This window comes from Sphingomonas corticis (assembly GCF_012035195.1).
In the GTDB taxonomy this organism is placed as follows: Bacteria; Pseudomonadota; Alphaproteobacteria; order Sphingomonadales; family Sphingomonadaceae; genus Sphingomonas; species Sphingomonas corticis.
The window spans coordinates 436252-456778 of sequence record NZ_JAAVJH010000003.1; the positions used below are offsets into that span (position 1 = coordinate 436252).

Sequence of the window (20527 nt, forward strand, 5' to 3'; positions counted from 1 at the left end):
ATCCCCGCGCACGGGTCAGTAGCTCGCGCCGTCAACCGGGCGGATCGGCAATCCCCGGCACAGCGCGGGATCGAACATGCGCAGGTTCACGCCCATCCGCGGATAGGCCGGGTCGGTCGACGTCCAGTGCGTGGTGCACCCGCAGATCGGGCAATGCCACAGGTCCAGCGCCCCATCGCCCTGCCGGTATGCGGCGCCCTCACCGGCGACGGTCACGCGGTCGGGCGCGCAATAATGCGACAGCCCCGCGGTGCGCCGGCAGATCGAGCAATTGCACTCGGCCGCTTCCACCGGCGTGTCGTACAGGACGATCGTCACACGCCCGCAATGGCAGCCGCCACGATGCTCGCTCACCTCGCGCCTCCCGCGGCTGTCCTACACGCCCACGACCGGCCAGACTGGCGGTCGCTCTTTCCCATGTCCCCGCCTGCACGCGGGTTCCCGGCCTCAACATTCGCCGCGAGAACCGCGCCGGCGCCTCAACATCCTCAACGGTCGCGTGGCGGGGGGATCAGCTCTTCAGCTTCCACCCGCTCTTCAGCAGGCGATAACACAGCAGCGCCAGCACCACGTCGATCGCGAGGATCACCGCACTGCCCAGTAGCACCGGCGAGTCGGCGGTGCCGAGGAAGCCGTAGCGAAAGCCGGAAATGACGTAGAAGAAGGGGTTCACGTGGCTGAACGCGCGGAACGCGGGCGCCAGGTGGTCGACCGAGTAGAAGGTGCCGCTCAGCAGCGTCAGCGGCGCGATGACGAAGTTGGTGACCGCGGCGGCATGATCGAACTTCTCCGCCCAGATCGACGTCAGCACGCCCGCGAGGCTGAGGAACACCGCGCCGAGCAGCCCGAACCACAGCACCGCCAGCGGGTGCCGCGGCATCACGTGGACGCCGGGCCACAGGCTCATCGCCAGCCACACGGTCGCGCCGACGCAGAAGGCGCGCGTCACCGCTCCGCCGGTCAGCGCCGCGAGCAGCTCGGCGGTGGACAGCGGCGGTTGCAGATAGTCGACGATCGTCCCCTGGATCTTGCCGACCAGCAGCGAAAAGCTGGCGTTGGCGAAGGCGTTCTGCAGCATCCCCATGACGATCAGGCCCGGCGCGACGAAGTCGGCGAAGGCCACCGTCTCCCCGCCGACGCGCACCGGGCTGCGCGCGCCGTTGGCGACGGTGAAGATGACGAGGAACAGGAGCGTCGTGATCGCCGGCGCCCACACGGTCTGGAGCTGCACCTTGAAGAAACGGCGTACCTCCTTCACATAGAGGGTCTTCAGGCCGCCCCAATTGACGTTCCGGATTACCGGTTCGCCGGGGGCGTTTCTGATCGCCGAAGGAATCTCGCCGAGGGGGGGCTGGCTGCTCATGGCGCAAGCGGGTAACCGCTCGCGCCCCGGCCCGCAACAACACCCCGCAACAACGCCCCGCAGGGCTGTGAAGGAACGATTGCCATGTCCTGGACCGAGGAGCGGATCGGAACGCTCAAGACGATGTGGGAGGCCGGGCAGACCGCCAGCCAGATCGCCGAGGCGCTGGGCGGCGTCAGCCGCAACGCCGTGATCGGCAAGGCGCATCGCCTGGGGCTCCAGTCGCGCCCGTCCCCCGTCGTCAGCAAGGAGGAGGCGAAGGCCGCCGCCGAGCGCGAGAAGCAGGCTGCCGTGGCCGCACCCGAGCCGGAGCCGGCGCCGTGGGAGGAGGTGGCGGAACCCGCTGCGCCGGCCCCGGTGGAGGCGGTCGCGCCCGTCGTCGAGGAGGACGAGGAGGAGGATGAGCCCGTGCGTGCCGCTCCGGCGCCCGCGCCCGCCTCCATCCCGCTTCCCGAGCCGCGGCGCGAGCCGGTGCTGCGGTCCGTCGGCCCCGGCGGCTTCGTGCGCCAGGCGCCGGGCGAGCAGCAGCCGCCGATCGCCCCCGCGCCGCCGCGCCGCCTGGTGCCCGCGCGCACGGCGCCGGAATATGCCGACAAGACGTCGCTGCTCGATCTCAACGACCGCATCTGCAAGTGGCCGCTCGGTCACCCTGGTGAGCCGGATTTCCATTTCTGCGGCGAGAAGGTGAACCCCGGCTTCCCCTATTGCGTCGCGCATTGCGGCCACGCCTATCAGGCCCAGCTGCCGCGCCGCGACCGCCGCGCGCCCCCGCTGCCGTTCGGCGGCCCGCGCGCGCGCTGAGCGCGGCGAGGCCGAAGCGTGGCGGCCCGCCAGCGGCGCTCAGCCGGGCGGAGGTGCGCGGGTCCCGCGCTACGCGGTGCGTAGCGCGGGTCGCATCACGTCAGAACCGGAACGCCGCCGTCGCCCGGATCGAGTGCCAGCGGAACTTGTCGTCCGAGCGACGGAAGTCCGTGCCCGCCGTCGTGCCGCCGTTGGCCGCGTTGGTGAAGGGCGTGCCCGCGGGCCCTGCGGCGCGGACGCGGAAGTCGTTGTCCTGATACTGGTGGTACAGATACTCGAGCCCGACGGAGAAGTTGTCGCCGATCTTCTGCTCGACGCCGCCGCCGCCCTGGATGCCGAACTGGTTCTTCTTGCCCGACTGGGTGAAGGTGTTCGTGCTCTGCGACGAGGTGAAGTCGCGGTCGATGCGGGCGTAGCCGGGGCCGAACGTGCCGTAGAACAGCGTCTGGTCGTTCGGCGTGAAGCCGGCGCGGGCGCGGATGCCGGCTTCCCAGTTGATGCTGCGGTACATCACGTAATTGGCCGGCGTGGAGGAGAAGCCGGTGACCTGGTCGTTGATCTCCGTCTTGCCGAACTCGCCGACGACGCCGACGACGAAGCTGCCCATCTGCTGGTCGATGCCGACGCGGCCGTAATAGGCCCAGCCGTCCTCGTCGTTGCGGCAGCCTGCACCCGCCGGGATCGCCGGATTGGCGGCGGTGCGACCGGGCGCATTGGCGGAGACGCCGCGGCCGTTGCAGAAGCCGGGCGCGAAGGCGTTGGCGCCGGTGCCGGTCAGCACGGTGTCGCCGAAGCGCCCGTCCAGGTTGCGGTCGAACAGGATCGAGCCGCCGTCGCTGCCCTGCACGTCGTATCCGCCGGCGGCGCCGACGTAGATGCCGTTGAAGCCCGTCGGCTCGCCATCCTGCGCCGCGGCGGGGGCCGCCACCGTCACTGCCGCCATTGCCGCCAGAAGAAAGGCCTTCGTCACATCATCACTCCCTGAAAGATACGGGAGCCGCAACGGGACCAACGCAGGTTAAGTTTCGTGACGAAGCGTTTCCGTTGCCTCGTTGTGGCATTTATGTGACAGATGGGCGGCGCTCTTGGGTTCCCGGCTTGTTCCCGCTATGCGGATGCCATGGCCGACGACCTCTTCGCAAACGCCCGCAGCGAGCAGCCCGCCTATGACGCGTCCGCGATCGAGGTGCTGGAGGGGCTGGAGCCGGTCCGGCGCCGCCCCGGCATGTACGTCGGCGGGACGGACGAGCGCGCGCTGCACCATCTCGCCGCCGAGGTGCTGGACAATGCGATGGACGAGGCGGTGGCGGGCCACGCCACCCGGATCGAGATCGTGCTGGAACCGGGCAATCGCCTGACCATCGTCGACAACGGCCGCGGAATGCCGATCGACCCGCATCCCAAATTTCCGGGCAAGAGCGCGCTGGAGGTGATCCTCTCCATGCTCCATTCCGGCGGCAAGTTCAGCGGCAAGGCCTATGCTACCAGCGGCGGCCTGCACGGCGTCGGCGTTTCGGTCGTCAACGCGCTGTCGAGCGAAACGGTGGTGGAGGTGGCGCGTGATCGCCAGCTCTATCGCCAGCGCTTCTCGCGCGGGCAGACGCTGGGGCCGCTGGAGACGGTCGGCGCGGCGCCCAACCGCCGCGGGACCAGCGTGTCGTTCGTGCCCGATACGGAGATCTTCGGCCCCGAACTGGGCTTCAAGCCGGCGCGGCTCTACCGGCTGGCGCGGTCGAAGGCGTATCTCTTCGCCGGCGTGGAGATCCGCTGGAAGTGCGCCGCCGCACTCGTGGAGGGCACGGACACGCCGGCCGAGGCGGTGTTCCAGTTCCCCGGCGGCCTCGCCGATCACCTGCGCGAGCAGCTGGCCGGCCGCGAATGCGCCACGGCGGACTTCTTCGCCGGCACGCAGGACTTCGCGGAGCAGCAGGGCAAGGTGGAATGGGCGGTCGCCTGGCCGCTGTGGAGCGAGGGCAGCTACAGCTGGTATTGCAACACCATCCCCACGCCCGACGGCGGCACGCACGAGCAGGGACTGCGCCAGGCGCTGGTACGCGGCCTGCGCCAGTTCGGCGAACTGGTCGGCAACAAGCGCGCCAAGGAGCTGACCGCTGACGACGTGATGGTCGGCGGCGAGCTGATGCTCAGCGTTTTCATCCGCGATCCGCAGTTCCAGTCGCAGACCAAGGACCGGCTGACCTCGCCTGAGGCGGCCGGACTGGTCGAAAAGGCGATGCGCGACCATTTCGACCATTGGCTGAGCCACAACATGGAGCGGGGCAAGGCGTTGCTCGGCTACGTGCTCGACCGCATGGACGAGCGGCTGCGGCGCAAGGCCGAGCGCGAGGTGAAGCGCAAGACCGCCACCTCCTCGCGCAAGCTGCGGCTGCCCGGCAAGCTGACCGACTGCGCCGCCGACAGTCCCGAGGGGACCGAATTGTTCATCGTCGAGGGTGATTCGGCGGGCGGCTCGGCGAAACAGGCGCGCGACCGCAAGACCCAGGCGATCCTGCCGATCCGCGGCAAGATCCTGAACGTCGCCAGCGCCACCGCGGCGAAGATCCTCGCCAATCAGGAGATCGCCGACCTGATCCAGGCGCTGGGTTGCGGCACCCGCAAGGAGTGCCGGCCTGACAACCTGCGCTACGAGAAGATCGTCATCATGACCGACGCCGACGTCGACGGCGCGCATATCGCGACGCTGCTGATGACCTTCTTCTTTCAGGAGATGCCCGATCTGGTCCGGCGCGGGCACCTGTATCTGGCGCAGCCGCCGCTCTACCGGCTGACCGCGGGGGCGAAGTCCGCCTACGCCCGCGACGACGCGCACCGCGCCGAGCTGGAGCGCACCGTGTTCCGCGGCAAGAAGGTGGACGTGGCGCGGTTCAAGGGGCTGGGCGAGATGAACCCCGGCCAGCTGCGCGAGACGACGATGGATCCCAGATCGCGCTCGATGATCCGCATCACCCTGCCGCAGGAATATGAGGAGCGGGCGGGCGTGAAGGACCTGGTCGACCGGCTGATGGGCACCAACCCCGCGCACCGCTTCGCCTTCATCCAGGAGAATGCCGCCCGGCTGGAGGACGAGGCGATCGACGCGTGAGGCCGATAAACCTTGCCAGCCGGCTGGCGATCGGCACGTCGCTCGCCGCGGTCCTGCCCGTCGCGTCGGTCTGGCTGCGTGGGCAGGCCGGAATCGACCGTTGCCTCGATGCGGGAGGCACTTGGCGCGACGGGCGGTGCGCTGGTGCCGGGCCGGGGCGCTGATCGGCCTCAGTCGTTCCCGCCGATCCAGTCGCCCAGGTTGCCCAGCGCCGAACCCTCGCCGCGGTTCTGGCCGCCGCCGCGTGCCGCCGCCATCATCCGCCCGGCGAGCCGGGAGAAGGGGAGCGACTGCACCCACACCCGGCCGGGCCCGCGCAGCCGCGCGAAGAACACGCCTTCGCCCGCCTTGAACATGGTGCGGATACCGCCGACGGTGACGAGGTCGAAGTCGATCGACGGCGTGTAGGCCGCGAGGCAGCCGGTATCGACGTGGATCTCCTCCCCCGCGCGCAGCTCGCGCTCGACCACCGTGCCGCCCATCTGCACGAACACCCAGCCATCGCCGTCGAGCCGCTGCATGACGAAGCCCTCGCCGCCGAACAGCCCGGTCATCACCTTGCGCTGGAACTCCACGCCGATCGACACGCCCTTGGCCGCGGCGAGGAAGCTGTCCTTCTGGCAGATCAGCGTGCCGCCCACCTGGTCCAGCCGGATCGGCAGGATCGCACCGGGCGTGGGGCTGGCGAAGGCGACGCGCGCCTTGCCGTGGCCGTGGTGCGTGAAGACGGTCATGAACAGGCTCTCGCCCGTCAGCAGCCGCTTGCCCGCGCCCAGCAGCTTGCCCATGAAGCCGCCGTCATCGCCAGACGAGCCGTCGCCGAACACGGTGGTCATCTCCACCGCGGCGTCCTTCCACACCAGCGCGCCCGCTTCCGCCACCGCGCTCTCGCCGGGATCGAGCTCGATCTCGACGAATTGCAGCTCCTGCCCCTTGATCTCGAAGTCGATATCGTCGGCGACGCCGCTGCGGCGCTGGTGGCTCCACGGACTGCTGGTCATCTGATGCTCCCGGCGGACGAGGTGTGCCATCTAGATAGGGCACTGTTTGCGCGCAAGCGGTGTTGATTCGCAGGCATGCTCACCTGTATCAGGCGGCGGCGGGCGGTCTCCATGGGCCGCCCTTGCTCTTTCAAAGGAGACCAGCCCGTGTCGATCCCAGCCCTCATGCCCGTCTACCCGCGGTGCGATGTGCGGCCGGTTCGAGGCGAGGGCTGCTACCTCTACGGCGAGCGAGGCGAGGAGTATCTCGATTTCGCCGCGGGGATCGCCGTCAATGCGCTCGGTCACGGCCATCCCGCGCTGACGAAGGCGATCGCGGAGCAGGCCGCGACGCTGATGCACGTCTCCAACCTCTACGGCAGTCCGCAGGGCGAGCGCTTCGCGCAGCGGCTGGTGGACGCCAGCTTCGCCGACACGGTGTTCTTCACCAATTCCGGCACGGAGGCGGTGGAATGCGCGATCAAGACCGCGCGCCGCTTCCACCATGTCGAGGGCAACCCGCAGCGGCACACGCTCATCACCTTCAACAACGCGTTCCACGGGCGCACGATGGGGGCGATCAGCGCGACCAACCAGGCGAAGATGCGCGACGGCTTCGAACCGCTGCTGCCCGGCTTCGCCTACGCGCCGTTTAACGATCTCGACGCCGCGCTGGCGTTGATCGACGACAGCACCGCCGGGTTCATGGTGGAAACGGTGCAGGGCGAGGGCGGGGTGACCGCCGCGTCGACGGAGTTCATCCAGGGCCTGCGTCGCGCGGCGGACGACCACGGCCTGCTGCTGGTGCTGGACGAGGTGCAGTGCGGCTACGGCCGGACCGGCAGGATGTTCGCCTACGAGCATTACGGCATCACGCCCGACATCATGTCCGTGGCGAAGGGGATCGGCGGCGGCTTCCCGCTTGGCGCGTGCCTGGCGACGGAGAGGGCGGCCAAGGGCATGGTCTTCGGCACGCACGGTTCCACCTACGGCGGCAATCCGCTGGCGATGGCGGCGGGCGAGGCGGTGCTCGACGTGATCCAGGGCGACGGCTTCCTCGACCACGTGGCGCAGATGGGCGAGCGGCTGCGCGCTGCGCTGGAGCAGATGATCCCCAACCACGACGACCTGTTCGTGCCCGGGATCCGCGGCAAGGGCCTGATGCTGGGCGTGCAGCTGAAGGCGCCGGCGGACGCGCGCGCGTTCGTGGCGCACCTGCGCGACCGGCACGGGCTGCTCACGGTGTCCGCGGGCGAGAACGTCGTCCGCGTCCTCCCGCCGCTCGTCATCGAGGAGCGGCACGTGGAGGAATTCGTGCAGAAGATGAGCGACGGCGCCCGCGCCTACGTGCCCGTCGCCGACGATTGACAATCGATACCTCCCCGGCACGGGGAGGGGGACCATGCGCAGCATGGTGGAGGGGGAGTGCCACGGGCGGATCGCAAGCGGCGATCCCCTCCACCACCGGCTTCGCCGGCGGTCCCCCTCCCCATCCTGGGGAGGTATGACATGCGCCATTTCCTGAACTTGACCGATGCGGGCGCCGATGGCGTCGCCGCCATGCTGGCCGACGCGCTGGACCGCAAGCAGGCGCGCGTGGGCTGGCCCCGTGGCCGCGCCGATGCCGACGCGCCGCTCGCCGGCCACGTGCTGGCGATGATCTTCGAGAAGAATTCCACGCGTACCCGCGTCAGCTTCGACATGGCGATGCGGCAGCTGGGCGGGCAGACGATCGTGATGGAGGCGGGGCAGATGCAGCTCGGGCGCGGCGAGACGGTGGCCGACACCGCGCGCGTGCTGTCGGGCTACGTCGACGCGGTGATGATCCGCACCGACGACCACGCCAAGCTGGAGGAGATGGCGCACCACGCGACCATCCCCGTCATCAACGGCCTGACCGACGCCTCCCACCCCTGCCAGATCATGGCGGACCTGCTGACGATCATCGAGCAGGGGCACGCGCTGCCCGGCCTGAAGGTGGCGTGGCTGGGCGACGGCAACAACGTGCTTGCCTCGATCATGGAAGCCGCCGGCCTGATGCAGTTCGACGTCGTCGCCGCCTGTCCGCAGGGCTTCATGCCGCCCGACGGTGACGTTGCGCTGGGCCGCGGTCGCGCGCGGGTCGTCGCCTCGCCGCAGGAGGCGGTGGAGGGGGCGGACGTGGTCGTCACCGACTGCTGGATCTCGATGGGTCAGGCGCACGCGGACACGAAGCTGGCGGCGATGATGCCCTATCAGGTGGACGGGGCGCTGATGGCCCGGGCAAAGCCGGGCGCGCACTTCCTCCACTGTCTGCCCGCGCACCGCGGCGAGGAGGTGACGGCCGACATCATCGACGGACCGCAGTCGCTGATCTGGCAGGAAGCGGAGAACCGCCTGCACGCGCAGAAGGCGGTGCTGCGCTGGTGCTTCGGGCAGATCGGTTGAAGCGGGGCACGGCTCGTCCCACCTAGGGGCCGAGCGTCGAGCCCGGCGCACCTTCCGTTCGGCCTGGGCGACGTCGAGACGATGCGCCGCCGTGGCTGTGCTTCGACTTCGCCCAGCACGAACGGACGTTCGTGTTTCCGATACCAAGGTGACGATGACCGACCCCAACCGTGCCGACCCCAACCACAGCGACCTCGACCGCGCGCTCGGCTTCACCATCCCCGCGCGGCACACGCGCGGGCGGATCGCGCGGCTGGGGCCGGTGCTCGACGCCATCCTCGCCGCGCACGCCTATCCTCCCGCGATCGAGCGGCTGCTGGCCGATGCGCTGGTGCTGACCGCGCTGGTCGGTGCGACGCTGAAGGATCCGCAGGGGCAGCTGACCTTGCAGACGCAGACGCAGGCGGGCGTCGTGACGCTGCTCGTCTGCGACTACCGCGGGGGCGAGCTGCGCGGCTACGTCCAATTCGACGCGGAGAAGCTGGCCGGGCTGCCGGCCGAGCCGTCGCTGGCCGCGCTGTTCGGGCAGGGCTATCTCGCCATCACCTTCGACCTCGCCGCGACGGGCGAGCGCTACCAGGGCATCGTGCCGCTGGACGGCGACACGCTGGCCGCGGCGGTGGAGCATTATTTCGTGCAATCGGAGCAAATTCCGACGCTGGTCCGCACCGGCCTCGCCAAGGATCCCGAGGGGCGCTGCGTCGCGGGCGGGCTGCTGCTCCAGCACCTGCCCGAGGGCGAGGACGGGCGCGAGCGGCTGCACACGAAGCTCGATCATCCCGAGTGGGACCACGTCTCCGCGCTGGGCGCCACGATGGGCATCGACGAGCTGGCGGACGCGGCGCTGCCGCTGGAGACGCTGGTGTGGCGGCTGTTCAACGAGGAGAGCGAGGTGCGCGTCCTGGCCGACACGCCGCTCTCGCGCGGATGCCGGTGCGACGTCGACTACGTCCGCTCGGTGATCGCCAAATTCCCGCTGGAGGACCGGCGCGCGATGGCCGACGCGGACGGGATCATCGCGGTGGACTGTGCCTTCTGCTCGACCGTCTTCCCGCTTCACGTCGACGATGCCGCGGGCGTTTAACGGCCGTTAACCTGAGCGGTGGTAGAGCGTCTCTCGTGCTGATCTTCTTCGCGGCACGATTTCTCCCTAGCGGCCCGCACGGGCCGAACTGGGCCGCCCGACGGGGCGGCCCATTTTTTTGCGCGGTCCGCCGACGTTGCGATTCGCGGCGGATGCGACTAGCGGCGGCGCGATCATGGCAACGATGACCCCTGCGGTGGCGCTCGTCTCGGGCGGCCTGGATTCGATGGTTTCCGCGGCGCTGGCGCGCGAGGCGGGGCACCCGCTGCTGGCGCTGTCGATCGACTATAACCAGCGGCACCAGGTGGAGCTGGCGGCGGCGCGGCGGATCGCGACGGCGCTGGGCGCGGAGCGGCACGTGGTGCTGCCGATGGACCTCAGCGTCTTCGGCGGCTCCGCGCTGACCGACCGCGACATCGACGTGCCCAAGGACGGTGTCGGCGACGGCATTCCCGTCACCTACGTGCCCGCGCGCAACACGATCTTTCTCAGCCTGGCGCTCGGCTGGGCGGAGGCGGCGGGGGCGCGCGACCTGTTCGTCGGCGTCAACGCGCTCGACTATTCGGGCTATCCCGACTGCCGGCCAGAGTTCATCGCCGGGTTCGAGACGCTGGCCGAGCTCGCCACCAAGGCGGGGGTCGAGGGGCAGCCCTTCCGCATCCGCGCGCCGTTGCAGGCGATGACCAAGGCGGACATCGTGCGCGAAGGCGCGCGGCTGGGGCTGGACATGGGACTCAGCTGGTCGTGCTACGATCCCGCGCCGGGCGGGCTCCACTGCGGCACCTGCGACAGCTGCCGGTTGCGGCACAAGGGGTTCGAGGAGGCCGGCGTTGCCGATCCGACGCGATACGCGATCGTGCCGCCGGCGCCCTGACGATGAGCTACGCGGTGAAGGAGCTGTTCCTGACGCTCCAGGGGGAGGGCGTGCAGGCCGGACGGCGCGCGGTGTTCGTGCGCTTCGCGGGATGCAACCTATGGTCGGGACGCGAGAAGGACCGCGCGAGCGCGATCTGCCGCTTCTGCGACACCGACTTCGTCGGCACCGACGGCCTGGGCGGCGGGCGCTTCGCGGATGCCGCGGCGCTGGTGACGGCGGTGGAAGGCCATTGGGGCGCAGGGCGCGAGCGGCGCTTCGTCGTGCTGACCGGCGGCGAGCCGATGCTGCAGGTGGACGACGCGCTGATCGACGCGCTCCACGCGGCGGGCTTCTTCGTCGCGATCGAGAGCAACGGGACGCTGCCGGTGCATCCCGGCATCGACTGGGTGTGCATCAGCCCCAAGGCCGGCAGCGAGACGGTGCAGCGGAGCGGCAACGAACTGAAGCTGGTGTGGCCGCAACCGGGCACGGACCTCGACGCGGTCGAGCGCTGGGATTTCGCGCACTTTCTGCTCCAACCGCTGGACGATCCGCGAGCCGACGCGAACCGCGACGCGGCGATGGCGCTGGTGATGGAGCGGCCGCGCTGGCGCCTGTCGCTGCAGACGCACAAGCTGCTGGGCTTGCGCTGAGGCCCGGCCCTCCCCGCGGCGAGAAGGGCCGGCGCAACGTCAGCGCGCGGCGTACACCACGGGCTGGAGCGGCTCGCCGCACTTCTTCGTATCGAACACGTCCTTCTTCCAGCATTGCTTGTCGAAGCGCGGCAGCGTGGCGAAGCTGGGATTGAAGTAGCGCGGGAACTGCTGTTCGCCCCACGGCGTCAGGCTGTTGCGCAGCTCGCGCAGGCGATCGAGCGCGATCTCGCCGAACTGCCCGCGCGGTGCGAAGATGGCGTCGCGGCCGATCGCGCTGGCGACCCGGCAGAAGTTGAACTGCGAGTTGACCGTCGCGAAGCCGGCGTAGGTCTTCGTGCCGAACTGGTCGAGCGCGGTCTGCCCTTCCTTCTTCGTCTTGGCCGTGCGGATGAAGTATTTCGTCAGCGTGTCGAACGAATCCGCCAGCTCCTGCCGGTGATCCGCCAGGATGGCATTGTAGTTCGACACGGTCAGCAGCGTCGGCTCGAACTGGCATTGCAGCGCGGCGACGTTCAGCGCGGCGCGCATGTTCCACACGACCCCCGCGCGCAGCTCCGCCGGGGTGGCGCCGGGCAGCGGCTGACCCATGTCGGGTTCGTTGCCCACGATCCGCTCGCCGCGCAGATCCTTCGCCTTCATGAAGAACTGCGCCCCTGCGGGCGCGGTCGCCATCAATGCCGCGGCGCCGGCGACCGTGCCGGCGAGGCGCATCATCCTCATCTCACCTGAACTCCCACTCGCGCCGTTCCTGCGCGGCCTGCGTGATACGTGCTTTCAGCAGGGTGCCCAAGCGATTTCGGCCGTGCCGGGCGATCGTTCCGCCGCAACCGAGTCCTGCCGGCAACACTCCGTATCGGCCCCGTCACGACCTTGCGACGTCACCGTTGGCACAACCTTATTATGACATTCCTCCAGCTGCCTCCTAACAGCTACCAGAAGAGCGGGGCTTGACGTCAGAGAGGGTCGGCACTTCGACCACGCGCTCAACCGGTAGCCCATTAGGAATCAGGATTTCGCTCTCGTCCCGACCATCGAACATCGCGGCGACAACCTCCGGTTCGATCTGAGATGAGAGTATGCGCGGCTCGCCCGCGGCCCCCCAACGGACGAGCCATTTTCGAGCGTAAAAGTCAGCGCAGCTGATGTCCGTGGTCCAGCTCATGCCTTGAGAGATCGACGCCGGATCGCCCACGCCGCCGCGATAGACGATGAGTGGCGCTTTCGTTTCCGACAGTCGCCGTCGTTCGTCGGCCGTCATCATCTCGTTCGCCAAGCGCCCGACGATTTCGCTCACCCCCGACTCGAACCGCCCGGCTGAGATGATTTCTGCGGCACTGAAGTACGTGCCCAACCGCTTGCCGCCAAGATATGGTTCGAGCTCCCATGCCAGTCGGAAGGCGGAGCCGGTGGCTGCGGTATTGAGTGGCTTCATGTCCTCCAGATGCATGATCAGGTCGGTGATCAGTCCGATCCGAGCTTCGTCGGTAAGAATAAGAAAGGCGTTCTGACCGTCCTCACGATCCTGATTCATCCGCTCCGGGGCGTCAGCGCGCAGGAACACTTCGGGTAGACTAGGCGGCAATCTTTCTGCTCCATGCTTCGACGGGACAAAGTGCTTCATTCCATGCCCTTGTTTGAAGAGCTTCGTTCTACTCCAACGACGATGCGCGCTCGCGGCAGCTGATCACTCTCGGCTCTGGCGCAGGCTACCATCCGCTGCGTCGAACCGCAGCGTGGCCGCGTCGACCTTGATGCACCAGAGCCCGCGCTCCTCCTTTTTCACCGAGACTATTCGTCGCTCGGCGAATACGCTGTGTTCGACGAGCGGGGCGACGGGGGCGCCAGCGACAGCGGTTCGCGCGTGTTCGCGACGGCGTTTCACATAGAGGCGATCTTCGTACCAGTACCCGTGATCCTCGTCTTCGAAGAGGCGCTGGTGTGCTTGCACTCGCCCGTTCCGACCGACGAGCGCCAGCAACCGGCGTGGCCCCAGTCGAGGATCGCCGAGCTTGAGCCAGGGTACCTCGGACATCCGGCGCAGCGTCGCGATCACGTCGGCGCCGTTCGCCTCTATCAGTCCGATGGCGACCTCGTCGATCAGGAACGTGTCCCCGACTGCAAGCGCCCGCCTGTAGGCCCGGGAACGCTCATCCTGGTGTGCGAGGCGTCGCCCCATTTCGCGTCGGACCTCGTCCGCATCGGCCACCTCGAAGGTCTGCTTCTCGTTCGTGAAGGTCGCAGAGAGCGTGTTGAAGGAGACACGAAAGCGCATGCGGGCAATGAGCTCCGCCGGCGTCAGGCTCCTGATGAACGATGCATCCTCCGCGACATGCTCGACTTCATAGTAAGCGGGATCGATGGCGGCTCGGACCAGGTCGAGGATCCCAGCCGCGGTCGCGCCGATCGTGCGGGCGACGCGCCGGATCGTCGGAAGGACCGCGACGAGATCCTCCACGAAGGCGTGCGATACCCGCTCGTCGGGAGACGTCTCGTCGATGATGCCGCTTCGCACCCGGAGGCGGAAGCGCGGCCCGACCGGCACGCGTGCCTCCAGGATCATCCCTCCCGTCTCGTGCCGATAAAGCGCCAACGAGCCGTCCTTGAACCATGGCCTGGAATGCCCAGCAGCCTCCTGGCCGGTGCGCACCGCCGTGGTGATGCGGTTCGACAGTTCCGGCTTGATCGTTTCGTACCTCATAAGATTGGTTCCTGTTGACGGGATCGGGGTGGCGGCGAGTTGGAGAGGGGCGGGGACCTGGTGCTCCCCATCGGCGTGTGCGTTTTCATCGGAGCGGCAGGAGGTCGAGCACCTCGCGCCTGCGCCAGAACCCGTGGAAGTCGACGAAGCCGGCCGCCCGCAGCCGATCGTTCACTTGCTCCGCCGAAGTGCGGGCACGTCGAGCCAGTTCGGCGGCGGAGACGAGCTTTGCGGCGAGCCGCTCGACGCCGATGCGTGGGGTCATCATTGCTCGCAGACCCTTGGTGCGGGTGATGACCCCGGCCGAGCTCAGCTCTGCGACTACGGCCGGCCGAACGTTCAGCAGTTCGGCAGCATCTCCCGTCGACATCTGAGTGGCGAACGGCGTATTTGAGCCGAACACCTTCGGCTCTGACGCGACGATGAAACGGTCGAGGCTTCCCCGCGCGACGAGGAGGCGGTCCGTATCGACGTCTCCGTCGAGCCAGAAGGGGATGCGATCATCGAGCAGGGCCGCGTAGATCTCAGACCAGGGCTTCGGTCGCCCTCCGATCCGACGGCTCTCCTGCCCGATCGGCAGGGCCGTGGAAGGCATCCGCTTTCGCGAAGCTCGCTCGGTGAGGCGCCGGACGAAGGCTTCGAAGGTGGAGGCGACCGCCTGAGGGCGACGCAAGATGATGGCGAGGATTTCGTCATCGTGTCGCGCGAGGAGGTCGGTCTCGATCAACTGCTCGACTGCGTAGAGCGGCAGGCGCAGGCGGCTGGCGATGGTGCTGATCGGAACGGAGTCGGCCCATCTCGCCGCCGCGGCATCGATCGGAACCGCGGAGTACGCGTGCTCGAGCATAATGCCATGTGAGGCGACCGCTCGGGTCGGCACGATCCTTAAACGGCGGATCGTCTCTGCTTGCGTACGGAAGCCGGGAAGAACGCGGTTTGCCTGTCGCCCGGTATAGACCCGGCCGCCACCGGCCAAACCGACCCGAGGTGGTGCGAAGCCGGGGAACGCCTCCTGAACGAGATCGCGCTGGTCGTCGAACCTGGAGTCGCCCCATGCAATACGGCGTATACGGCGGGCCATGTCGGCCCTACACCCCTTCTCATCGCTCGCAGCTGCGACCCGCTGGGTGGCCCAATCGAGGATGCCGTTGGGCCAGCTGCGAAGAAGGGCCACGCCGCGCACCGCGGTCAGCGCCAGTCGTTCGGGGCGCATGCGACCGGCGCGCGTCTGCCAGGCGCGCTTCTCCTCGCCATCGTCGCAGTCCAGCCCGCAGCGCATGGCGAGGCGGGCGAGCGCTCCCGGCGAGAGGTCCTTCAGCCGGTCGGGCATGATGCTCCTTGCGGCGTCGCGCTCTTCGGGAATCAACGACAGCAGTCCTGCGAAGATGCGGTAGTCCTCGGCGAGGTCATCGGAGAGCGGCGGAATCGGGTTCGGCTCGATTGGGCGCAGACAGTTCTCGCATCGCCCGATGCCGACGGACTGCACCCAACCGAGCGTTTTGCCGCAGTGGCTGCAGGAGTCGATGAGGCATTCAAGGGATTCGGGGCAGAACGGCAGTACCGACATGAGCCACGACTGGCGGTGGTGGGGAGAGCGGGCGAGGGAAAGGGGTGAGATGCGCCGACGGGCCAGCTCGAGATGGCCTCTCGGCACGACGAGTCCGTCGAAGTCGAGGAAGTGCTGAAGACGTCGGTCGCCGGGTTCGACGAGGCGCCGCCCCGCCTGGGCCCGAAGTCGTTCGGGGTCGCAGCGGAGCACCGTCGCGAGGCGATCGAGCGTGGCTGTGTCGGCGAGCTGGCTGGCGCCGGCGTATCTGCCGATCCCGATCTCCTTCAATACGACGTTGAGCTTGACGAGATGATTTTCGGCCACGCCGCGCGCGATCGCGCCCGGCACGCTCTCGTCGGATAGAACGTCGAGATCGAAGCGGAGGCGGCGGAGCTGCCGGTCATGCTCGCTCATGCGGGTTTGGCCGAGAAGGGATCATCGGTGAGCCAGCCGGCACCGATCGCATACTCCCGCGTGACCTTGCTGAGGTCGTAGGGCTCGACCCGGTCCGCGCCCCTCCAGACGGCGTCGGATGCCGCGATGCCCACGACACGCGCGACGCGGCCGACGTGCCCGCTCGAGACCTTCAGCAGCCTGTCGAGCATCGCGTGGTCGGTGAGGCCGGACCTCATGCCGAACACCCCGCTCGTGACGAGCAGATCGTCCACCGCTCCGCAGAAGAGCTTGAACAGCCTCGCGTCACCCTTGGTCCGCTGCGGATCGAGCGGGGTGAGTTCGAGCGGTCGACCGAGGCGGGCCGCGAGCTTGCCGTTGATCCGGAAGAACTCGACCGAGTCCTCGTCGCCGACCAGGACGAGCGGAACGACGCCCTTGTCGAGGAAGACCTTGAGGCGGTCGGTGACCTCGCCCGCCTCCTTCGCCTTGCTCCTGAGGTGCTGCACCTCGTCCGCGATAAGGAGTTCGACGCCGAGCCGACGGACGAAGTCGGCGATGCGGTTCTCGAGCACCTTGGCGCTGACCTTCTCGTTCCAGAACTCGTCGTCCAGCTCCTTCAGGACCTCCTGGTAGAAGGCCTTGAGCGTCATGCGCCGGTCCAGCTCGACGATGACGACCTGGTAGGGGTTGGGCGGCAGACCGGCGGCTTCACGCTCGGCCGCCATCTCCCGCTTCAGCTGCTCCATGGTGCGGCTCTTGCCCGCTTGGCTGAACTGCGAGAGCCGGCGACCGGAGAGAGGACGTCCGAGCCGGTCCTGGGTGTCGTCCCGGTAGCGCAGCAGCTCGTCGATGATCGCGCGCTGCGGGGCGTGCTCGATCCACTCGTCCTCGAGCAGCCGGGCGGCGAGGGACGATCGCCTCCGCACCTCGGCGTTCCCGGGCACGGGCTGCCGCGATCCGGTCACCGGTTTCGGCTGGACGCCAAACGGATCCTTCCTGGCTGATCCCACGGCTCAGTCCTCCTCGTCCATACGGTCGTCGTCCCAGATGCTGACGGGGCGACCCTCGGCGTCGCCCTCCTCGATGCCGGCGCCGCGGTCGGCCACGGGGTAGTCGGGATCGGTCGGAAGGGGTGGCGACGCCGCATCGGAAGCGTCCACGTCGTCGTCGGCGTGCGCCCGTCGGGCGGAGGCCGTCTGCGGCGGAGCCCTGGGCTCGTCCTCCCGGAGGCCGCCGCTCGGTTCGGTCGGGATCGCCGCCGCCAGCATCTCGTCGTAGGCCGCCGACCTGCCGAAGGCGCCCGCCGCCTCGCGCATCTCCTCCTGCTCGAGAAGCGCGACCGTTGCCGACCGGGCACGGAACGCCTGCTTCGGGAGGGCGGTCTCCGCGGCCTTGAGCAGACGGCTGCGCAGTCGGAGGCGGTCGGCCGGCTTCGTACCTCCGCCCTTCCCGGCGCGGAGCATGCGCTGATACTCGTGGTGCTCCCACCGGGTGAGGCCGGCGCTGTAGTCGGGATCGGTCGAATAGAGGCGGTGGTATTCCCGCCGTTCCGGATCGTAGAGGTCGATGTAGTCGACGTCGGAGTCCCACACGCGTGCGGTGAGCTCGACGCGTCCCGTCCCTTTGAGCCGCTTGGCGAAGGGCTCGCGGCGCAGGTTCGCGTCGAGCGCCTTCCCTACGGCCCGTTCGTTCCAGCGGTAGCGCAGGTTGTCGAATTCCACGCCGTTGGTCGTCAGGACGACGTTGACCGTGCGGCAGAGGTGCCGTTCGATCTCCTCGGTCGGCATGCCTCGCGAGCGTCTCGTGGCGAGACCCTCGAGCAGCACCTGCATCGGGGAGCGCCCGCCGAGCCACTTCTTGGGCCGCTCGTTCCAGGCGTGCCTCGCCTCCTGGATCATGAAGGAGAACTGCGCCCGGGTGATCTCGGCGTCGGCAAGTGGGTCGTAGCGGGGATCCCTGCCAGGGCCGGGGCCAAGGATGCGGCCGGGAAGTCGCGAGACGGCGGCGTGGAGGAAGCGGTGCAAGCGCTCGTGCTTGGCCTTCGCGTCGCTGTGATACGCCTCGGGCAGTTCGACGTAGGAGACGATGTTGACGAGCCCGGGCACCATCGAAGGCGGCAGCAGAGCCTTCTCGTTGTCCGGATGGAGCTGACTGGGGATCCCGAAGCAGAGCGCGCGCTGGGTTTCGGCGGCGAGCTGCTCCTCCGTGAGGCGCGGCGGCGTCATCAATCCCAATAGCGCACGCTCGGTGACCTCGGGGCGGAAGGGGCCGGTGAAGACCGGTCCCTCGAAGGCGAACGAGGACAGCCAGTCCATGGCGAAGACGCCCTTCATCCGGGCGGCCGGCAGCTTCCAGTCGTCGGAGTAGACGCACGCGTGCTTGAAGACCACGCCATCGAGCGTGACCCGCTCCAGGACGTGCTTGGCGCCGACGGGCTCGCCCACGGCTCCATACATCTGCTCGGCGGCGAAATCGCCGTTGCGGGCGGCGAAGCTCCTGCGGTTCTGGAGCGCGTTGATGCGGTTGCGCACGCATTCGAAGGAGGGTGGTTCGGCGCCGATGTCGGTCGCACCCGCCGCTGCGAGCTTGTCCCACTCCTCGATCACCCTCGACGCCGCGTCCGACTTGCAGGGGTCTCCGGCCTCGCTCCAGTAGTGCGCCGCCATCCTGTGGACGATGGCGTTGATGCGGGGCGGCAGCTGCGAGGCGCCACGCTCACGACCCGCGGTGGTGACGAGATTGCTGACACGCCGATGGGGATCCCGCCGCAGGGCGGCGATCCAGCGCACGAGCGAGCGCCACTGCGGCCGCTCCCCGGGAGCGGGCGCCGGATCCCTGCCGATGAACTCGCGCATCGCGGGCTCGCTTCGCGAAACGCCCTCCGAGATGGCCGCCATGGCCCACTCGTGGCGCCACAGGGACTTGGGATCGCGGGCCGCGCAGGCCTCGCGGTCGAGACCGAGCAGCTGGCCCTTCGCGCCGCCGAGGAGGGCGCGGGGCTCGTCCGCATCGTGCACATGGCCGGCCCGGTTCTCGGTGAGGAGCCAGTCCAGGTCCGGCGGCACGAGGGTGCCCGCAGGGCCGATCGGGAGCAGCAGGGGCGCGCCCTCCTCGTCCACGATGTCCAGCGTCCATCCGGACGATCCGAGCAGCGTGAGCGCCCGTCCCTTGTGGACCAGCCGCATGCCGGCGGGCAGTCCGATGCTCACTGCAGGACCTCCCGCACCGCGTGATGGCGCAGGAAGGCGCGGAGCCTGCCCGGGGTGCGCTCGGGCGGCAGGTCCACCGGCGTGTCGGGCATCTGCGGGCGCGACGGATCGATGCGCACGAGCCGGCGCACGCTCATTGCGTTGAGTTTGGCGGAGGCCGTGCGCCTGTCGCCGCCGAGCCTTTCGAGAACGACGCCGAGCGGGGCGACACCGCCCTCGCGCAGCACGGACTCGCGGATCGCCGCTACGTCGGCGACGCGATCGAACACGGTGTTGCGGTCGTCGAAGACGTCCTTGAGCGTGCGGTGTAGCAGCGTGCCGACGAGATCGGCTCCGACCTCGCGGCGGAGCGATGCGCCGTGGGCGACGAGCACCTCCTCCGCCTCGTCAAGCAGGTCGGCGGTGTCCGGCTGGTCGAAGAAGTCGCGGTGTCCCTTGTATTCCGCGAACACGATGGAGTGGTCCTCCATCTCGAAGCCGGCATCCAGGGTGATGTGCCGGGTGCGGCCGTGATCACGCCGCCAGACGATCCGCAGGGGCTGGAACTCGAGGTCCAGCCGCGAGGTGAGCGTCTCGGCCTCGACCCAGGCGGCGCACTCGATCGGACCCTCGTGATAGACGGCACGGTTGGACTTGACGCTGAAGCCGGCCGTCCTGCCGAACGGCCCGCCATAGTTGAAGTTGATGCGCATCTGCCCAGCATCGATTGCCGCCTCGAGCCGGGGATCGTGCCAGTTCTCCACGCGGGAGCGACGCGGCGCGTCGATCTCGGGAGACGAACCCCGCGGCATCCAGCGCGGATCGCGGCGCGGGCGCAGCGGACGACACTCGAGTGGATGCGGAATCCTGATGAAGGGCGGGACGTCGCTCTCGGCGTCGGGGGAGGCGTGGGCCGTCACGAGCGTCTCCGATGGTTTGAGCGTCTTGGAGGGCAGCGGGTGCGCGGAGTTCGACCACGCACCCATTCGGGGCGGAGTCAGTCGACGCGGTGCGTGTCGTCCCCGGCCGGCTTGTCGCGCGCCGTACCGGCGGCGTGCAGACGGGCGTACTCGTCACCGGCCATCAGCAGGCCGCGCCGCTTCAGCGCGATGACGTCGGCGCGCTGCCAGAAGCGGTCGCGGCGCATCCTGGCGCGGGTCGGGGCGGCCTCGAAAGGATACGGGCGGGGCGGCACGACCTGCGGCGTTTGCGCCAAGGAGCGCTTGGGGATGACGACGATCGTGCCGCGCTCGATCGCTCGCAGCAGCCGCTCACGCTCGATCATGAGCGTGAGCGTGGTGTGGATCGGCGTGGAAAAGGGACCCCGGTAGCGGGGTGATCGGCGTCGAAAAAGGACCCCTCATCCCGGTGGTCTAGGCTGCTCGCTTGGCGGTGTGTCAGGCGGCGAGATCGGGATGCTGGTATT

Annotated in this window: 19 protein-coding genes; 7 read left to right on the top strand and 12 right to left on the bottom strand. The window is 68.9% G+C overall.

Annotation, left to right across the window (positions count from 1 at the left end; all coding sequences use genetic code 11):
- Window positions 1–15: 15 nt before the first annotated feature.
- On the bottom strand, window positions 16–354 hold the full coding sequence (locus HBH26_RS07145) for a GFA family protein (RefSeq protein WP_168133883.1): 339 nt from the start codon (window positions 352–354) through the stop codon (window positions 16–18).
- Window positions 355–511: 157 nt separating this feature from the next.
- On the bottom strand, window positions 512–1363 hold the full coding sequence (locus HBH26_RS07150; RefSeq protein WP_168133884.1) for an ABC transporter permease: 852 nt from the start codon (window positions 1361–1363) through the stop codon (window positions 512–514).
- 84 nt (window positions 1364–1447) lie between these two features.
- Between HBH26_RS07150 and HBH26_RS07155 the strand changes: the two genes are divergently transcribed.
- Window positions 1448–2164: a GcrA family cell cycle regulator gene (locus HBH26_RS07155; protein WP_168133885.1), complete on the top strand. Its 717-nt coding sequence runs from the start codon at window positions 1448–1450 to the stop codon at window positions 2162–2164.
- Window positions 2165–2264: 100 nt separating this feature from the next.
- Here HBH26_RS07155 and HBH26_RS07160 read toward each other — a convergent pair whose 3' ends face one another.
- On the bottom strand, window positions 2265–3134 hold the full coding sequence (locus HBH26_RS07160) for an outer membrane protein (RefSeq protein WP_338057288.1): 870 nt from the start codon (window positions 3132–3134) through the stop codon (window positions 2265–2267).
- Between the two features lie 150 nt (window positions 3135–3284).
- On the opposite strand from HBH26_RS07160, the gene parE reads away from it, so the two are divergent.
- On the top strand, window positions 3285–5267 hold the full coding sequence (gene parE / locus HBH26_RS07165; RefSeq protein ID WP_168133886.1) for a DNA topoisomerase IV subunit B: 1983 nt from the start codon (window positions 3285–3287) through the stop codon (window positions 5265–5267).
- Window positions 5268–5437: 170 nt separating this feature from the next.
- Here parE and HBH26_RS07170 read toward each other — a convergent pair whose 3' ends face one another.
- A complete protein-coding gene (locus HBH26_RS07170; protein ID WP_168133887.1) occupies window positions 5438–6268 on the bottom strand; it encodes a TIGR00266 family protein in 831 nt (276 codons plus the stop codon).
- A 147-nt stretch (window positions 6269–6415) separates the two neighbouring features.
- Between HBH26_RS07170 and HBH26_RS07175 the strand changes: the two genes are divergently transcribed.
- The 5 genes from HBH26_RS07175 (at window position 6416) to queE (ending at window position 11267) form a co-directional block, all read left to right on the top strand.
- Window positions 6416–7615, top strand: a complete 1200-nt coding sequence (locus HBH26_RS07175; protein ID WP_168133888.1) for an acetylornithine transaminase — start codon at window positions 6416–6418, stop codon at window positions 7613–7615.
- Window positions 7616–7756: 141 nt separating this feature from the next.
- Window positions 7757–8674, top strand: a complete 918-nt coding sequence (gene argF, locus HBH26_RS07180) for an ornithine carbamoyltransferase (RefSeq protein ID WP_168133889.1) — start codon at window positions 7757–7759, stop codon at window positions 8672–8674.
- A gap of 154 nt (window positions 8675–8828) precedes the next feature.
- Window positions 8829–9758: an Hsp33 family molecular chaperone HslO gene (hslO, locus tag HBH26_RS07185; protein WP_168133890.1), complete on the top strand. Its 930-nt coding sequence runs from the start codon at window positions 8829–8831 to the stop codon at window positions 9756–9758.
- Between the two features lie 175 nt (window positions 9759–9933).
- Window positions 9934–10632: a 7-cyano-7-deazaguanine synthase QueC gene (gene queC, locus HBH26_RS07190; protein WP_168133891.1), complete on the top strand. Its 699-nt coding sequence runs from the start codon at window positions 9934–9936 to the stop codon at window positions 10630–10632.
- A 2-nt stretch (window positions 10633–10634) separates the two neighbouring features.
- On the top strand, window positions 10635–11267 hold the full coding sequence (gene queE, locus HBH26_RS07195; protein ID WP_168133892.1) for a 7-carboxy-7-deazaguanine synthase: 633 nt from the start codon (window positions 10635–10637) through the stop codon (window positions 11265–11267).
- A gap of 39 nt (window positions 11268–11306) precedes the next feature.
- Here queE and HBH26_RS07200 read toward each other — a convergent pair whose 3' ends face one another.
- The 8 genes from HBH26_RS07200 to HBH26_RS07235 form a co-directional block, all read right to left on the bottom strand.
- Window positions 11307–11990, bottom strand: a complete 684-nt coding sequence (locus HBH26_RS07200) for a hypothetical protein (RefSeq protein ID WP_168133893.1) — start codon at window positions 11988–11990, stop codon at window positions 11307–11309.
- Window positions 11991–12192: 202 nt separating this feature from the next.
- Window positions 12193–12831, bottom strand: coding sequence for a hypothetical protein (locus HBH26_RS07205; RefSeq protein WP_168133894.1), 639 nt, complete (start codon window positions 12829–12831; stop codon window positions 12193–12195).
- A 123-nt stretch (window positions 12832–12954) separates the two neighbouring features.
- Entirely contained in the window at window positions 12955–13968 is a 1014-nt protein-coding gene (locus HBH26_RS07210) for a hypothetical protein (RefSeq protein WP_168133895.1), read from the bottom strand.
- Window positions 13969–14053: 85 nt separating this feature from the next.
- Window positions 14054–15931 carry a hypothetical protein gene (locus HBH26_RS07215; protein WP_168133896.1) on the bottom strand — a complete coding sequence of 626 codons (1878 nt, stop codon included), beginning with the start codon at window positions 15929–15931 and terminating at the stop codon, window positions 14054–14056.
- On the bottom strand, window positions 15928–16857 hold the full coding sequence (locus HBH26_RS07220; protein ID WP_168133897.1) for a TniB family NTP-binding protein: 930 nt from the start codon (window positions 16855–16857) through the stop codon (window positions 15928–15930). The genes HBH26_RS07215 and HBH26_RS07220 overlap by 4 nt, the downstream gene beginning before the upstream one ends.
- A gap of 69 nt (window positions 16858–16926) precedes the next feature.
- Window positions 16927–19122, bottom strand: coding sequence for a hypothetical protein (locus HBH26_RS07225; RefSeq protein WP_168133898.1), 2196 nt, complete (start codon window positions 19120–19122; stop codon window positions 16927–16929).
- Window positions 19119–20021: a hypothetical protein gene (locus HBH26_RS07230; RefSeq protein WP_168133899.1), complete on the bottom strand. Its 903-nt coding sequence runs from the start codon at window positions 20019–20021 to the stop codon at window positions 19119–19121. Before HBH26_RS07230 ends, HBH26_RS07225 begins: the two co-directional genes overlap by 4 nt.
- A gap of 77 nt (window positions 20022–20098) precedes the next feature.
- Window positions 20099–20386 carry a hypothetical protein gene (locus HBH26_RS07235; RefSeq protein ID WP_168133900.1) on the bottom strand — a complete coding sequence of 96 codons (288 nt, stop codon included), beginning with the start codon at window positions 20384–20386 and terminating at the stop codon, window positions 20099–20101.
- Window positions 20387–20527 lie beyond the last annotated feature (141 nt).

Bases quoted from the DNA above. Each gene is read 5' to 3' on its own strand.
- queC (WP_168133891.1), top strand. From the start codon at position 9,934: ATGGCAACGATGACCCCTGCGGTGGCGCTCGTCTCGGGCGGCCTGGAT.
- HBH26_RS07170 (WP_168133887.1), bottom strand. From the start codon at position 6,268: ATGACCAGCAGTCCGTGGAGCCACCAGCGCCGCAGCGGCGTCGCCGAC.
- queE (WP_168133892.1), top strand. From the start codon at position 10,635: ATGAGCTACGCGGTGAAGGAGCTGTTCCTGACGCTCCAGGGGGAGGGC.
- HBH26_RS07235 (WP_168133900.1), bottom strand. From the start codon at position 20,386: ATGATCGAGCGTGAGCGGCTGCTGCGAGCGATCGAGCGCGGCACGATC.
- HBH26_RS07215 (WP_168133896.1), bottom strand. From the start codon at position 15,931: ATGAGCGAGCATGACCGGCAGCTCCGCCGCCTCCGCTTCGATCTCGAC.
- argF (WP_168133889.1), top strand. From the start codon at position 7,757: ATGCGCCATTTCCTGAACTTGACCGATGCGGGCGCCGATGGCGTCGCC.
- parE (WP_168133886.1), top strand. From the start codon at position 3,285: ATGGCCGACGACCTCTTCGCAAACGCCCGCAGCGAGCAGCCCGCCTAT.
- HBH26_RS07150 (WP_168133884.1), bottom strand. From the start codon at position 1,363: ATGAGCAGCCAGCCCCCCCTCGGCGAGATTCCTTCGGCGATCAGAAAC.
- hslO (WP_168133890.1), top strand. From the start codon at position 8,829: ATGACCGACCCCAACCGTGCCGACCCCAACCACAGCGACCTCGACCGC.
- HBH26_RS07155 (WP_168133885.1), top strand. From the start codon at position 1,448: ATGTCCTGGACCGAGGAGCGGATCGGAACGCTCAAGACGATGTGGGAG.
- HBH26_RS07200 (WP_168133893.1), bottom strand. From the start codon at position 11,990: ATGAGGATGATGCGCCTCGCCGGCACGGTCGCCGGCGCCGCGGCATTG.
- HBH26_RS07210 (WP_168133895.1), bottom strand. From the start codon at position 13,968: ATGAGGTACGAAACGATCAAGCCGGAACTGTCGAACCGCATCACCACG.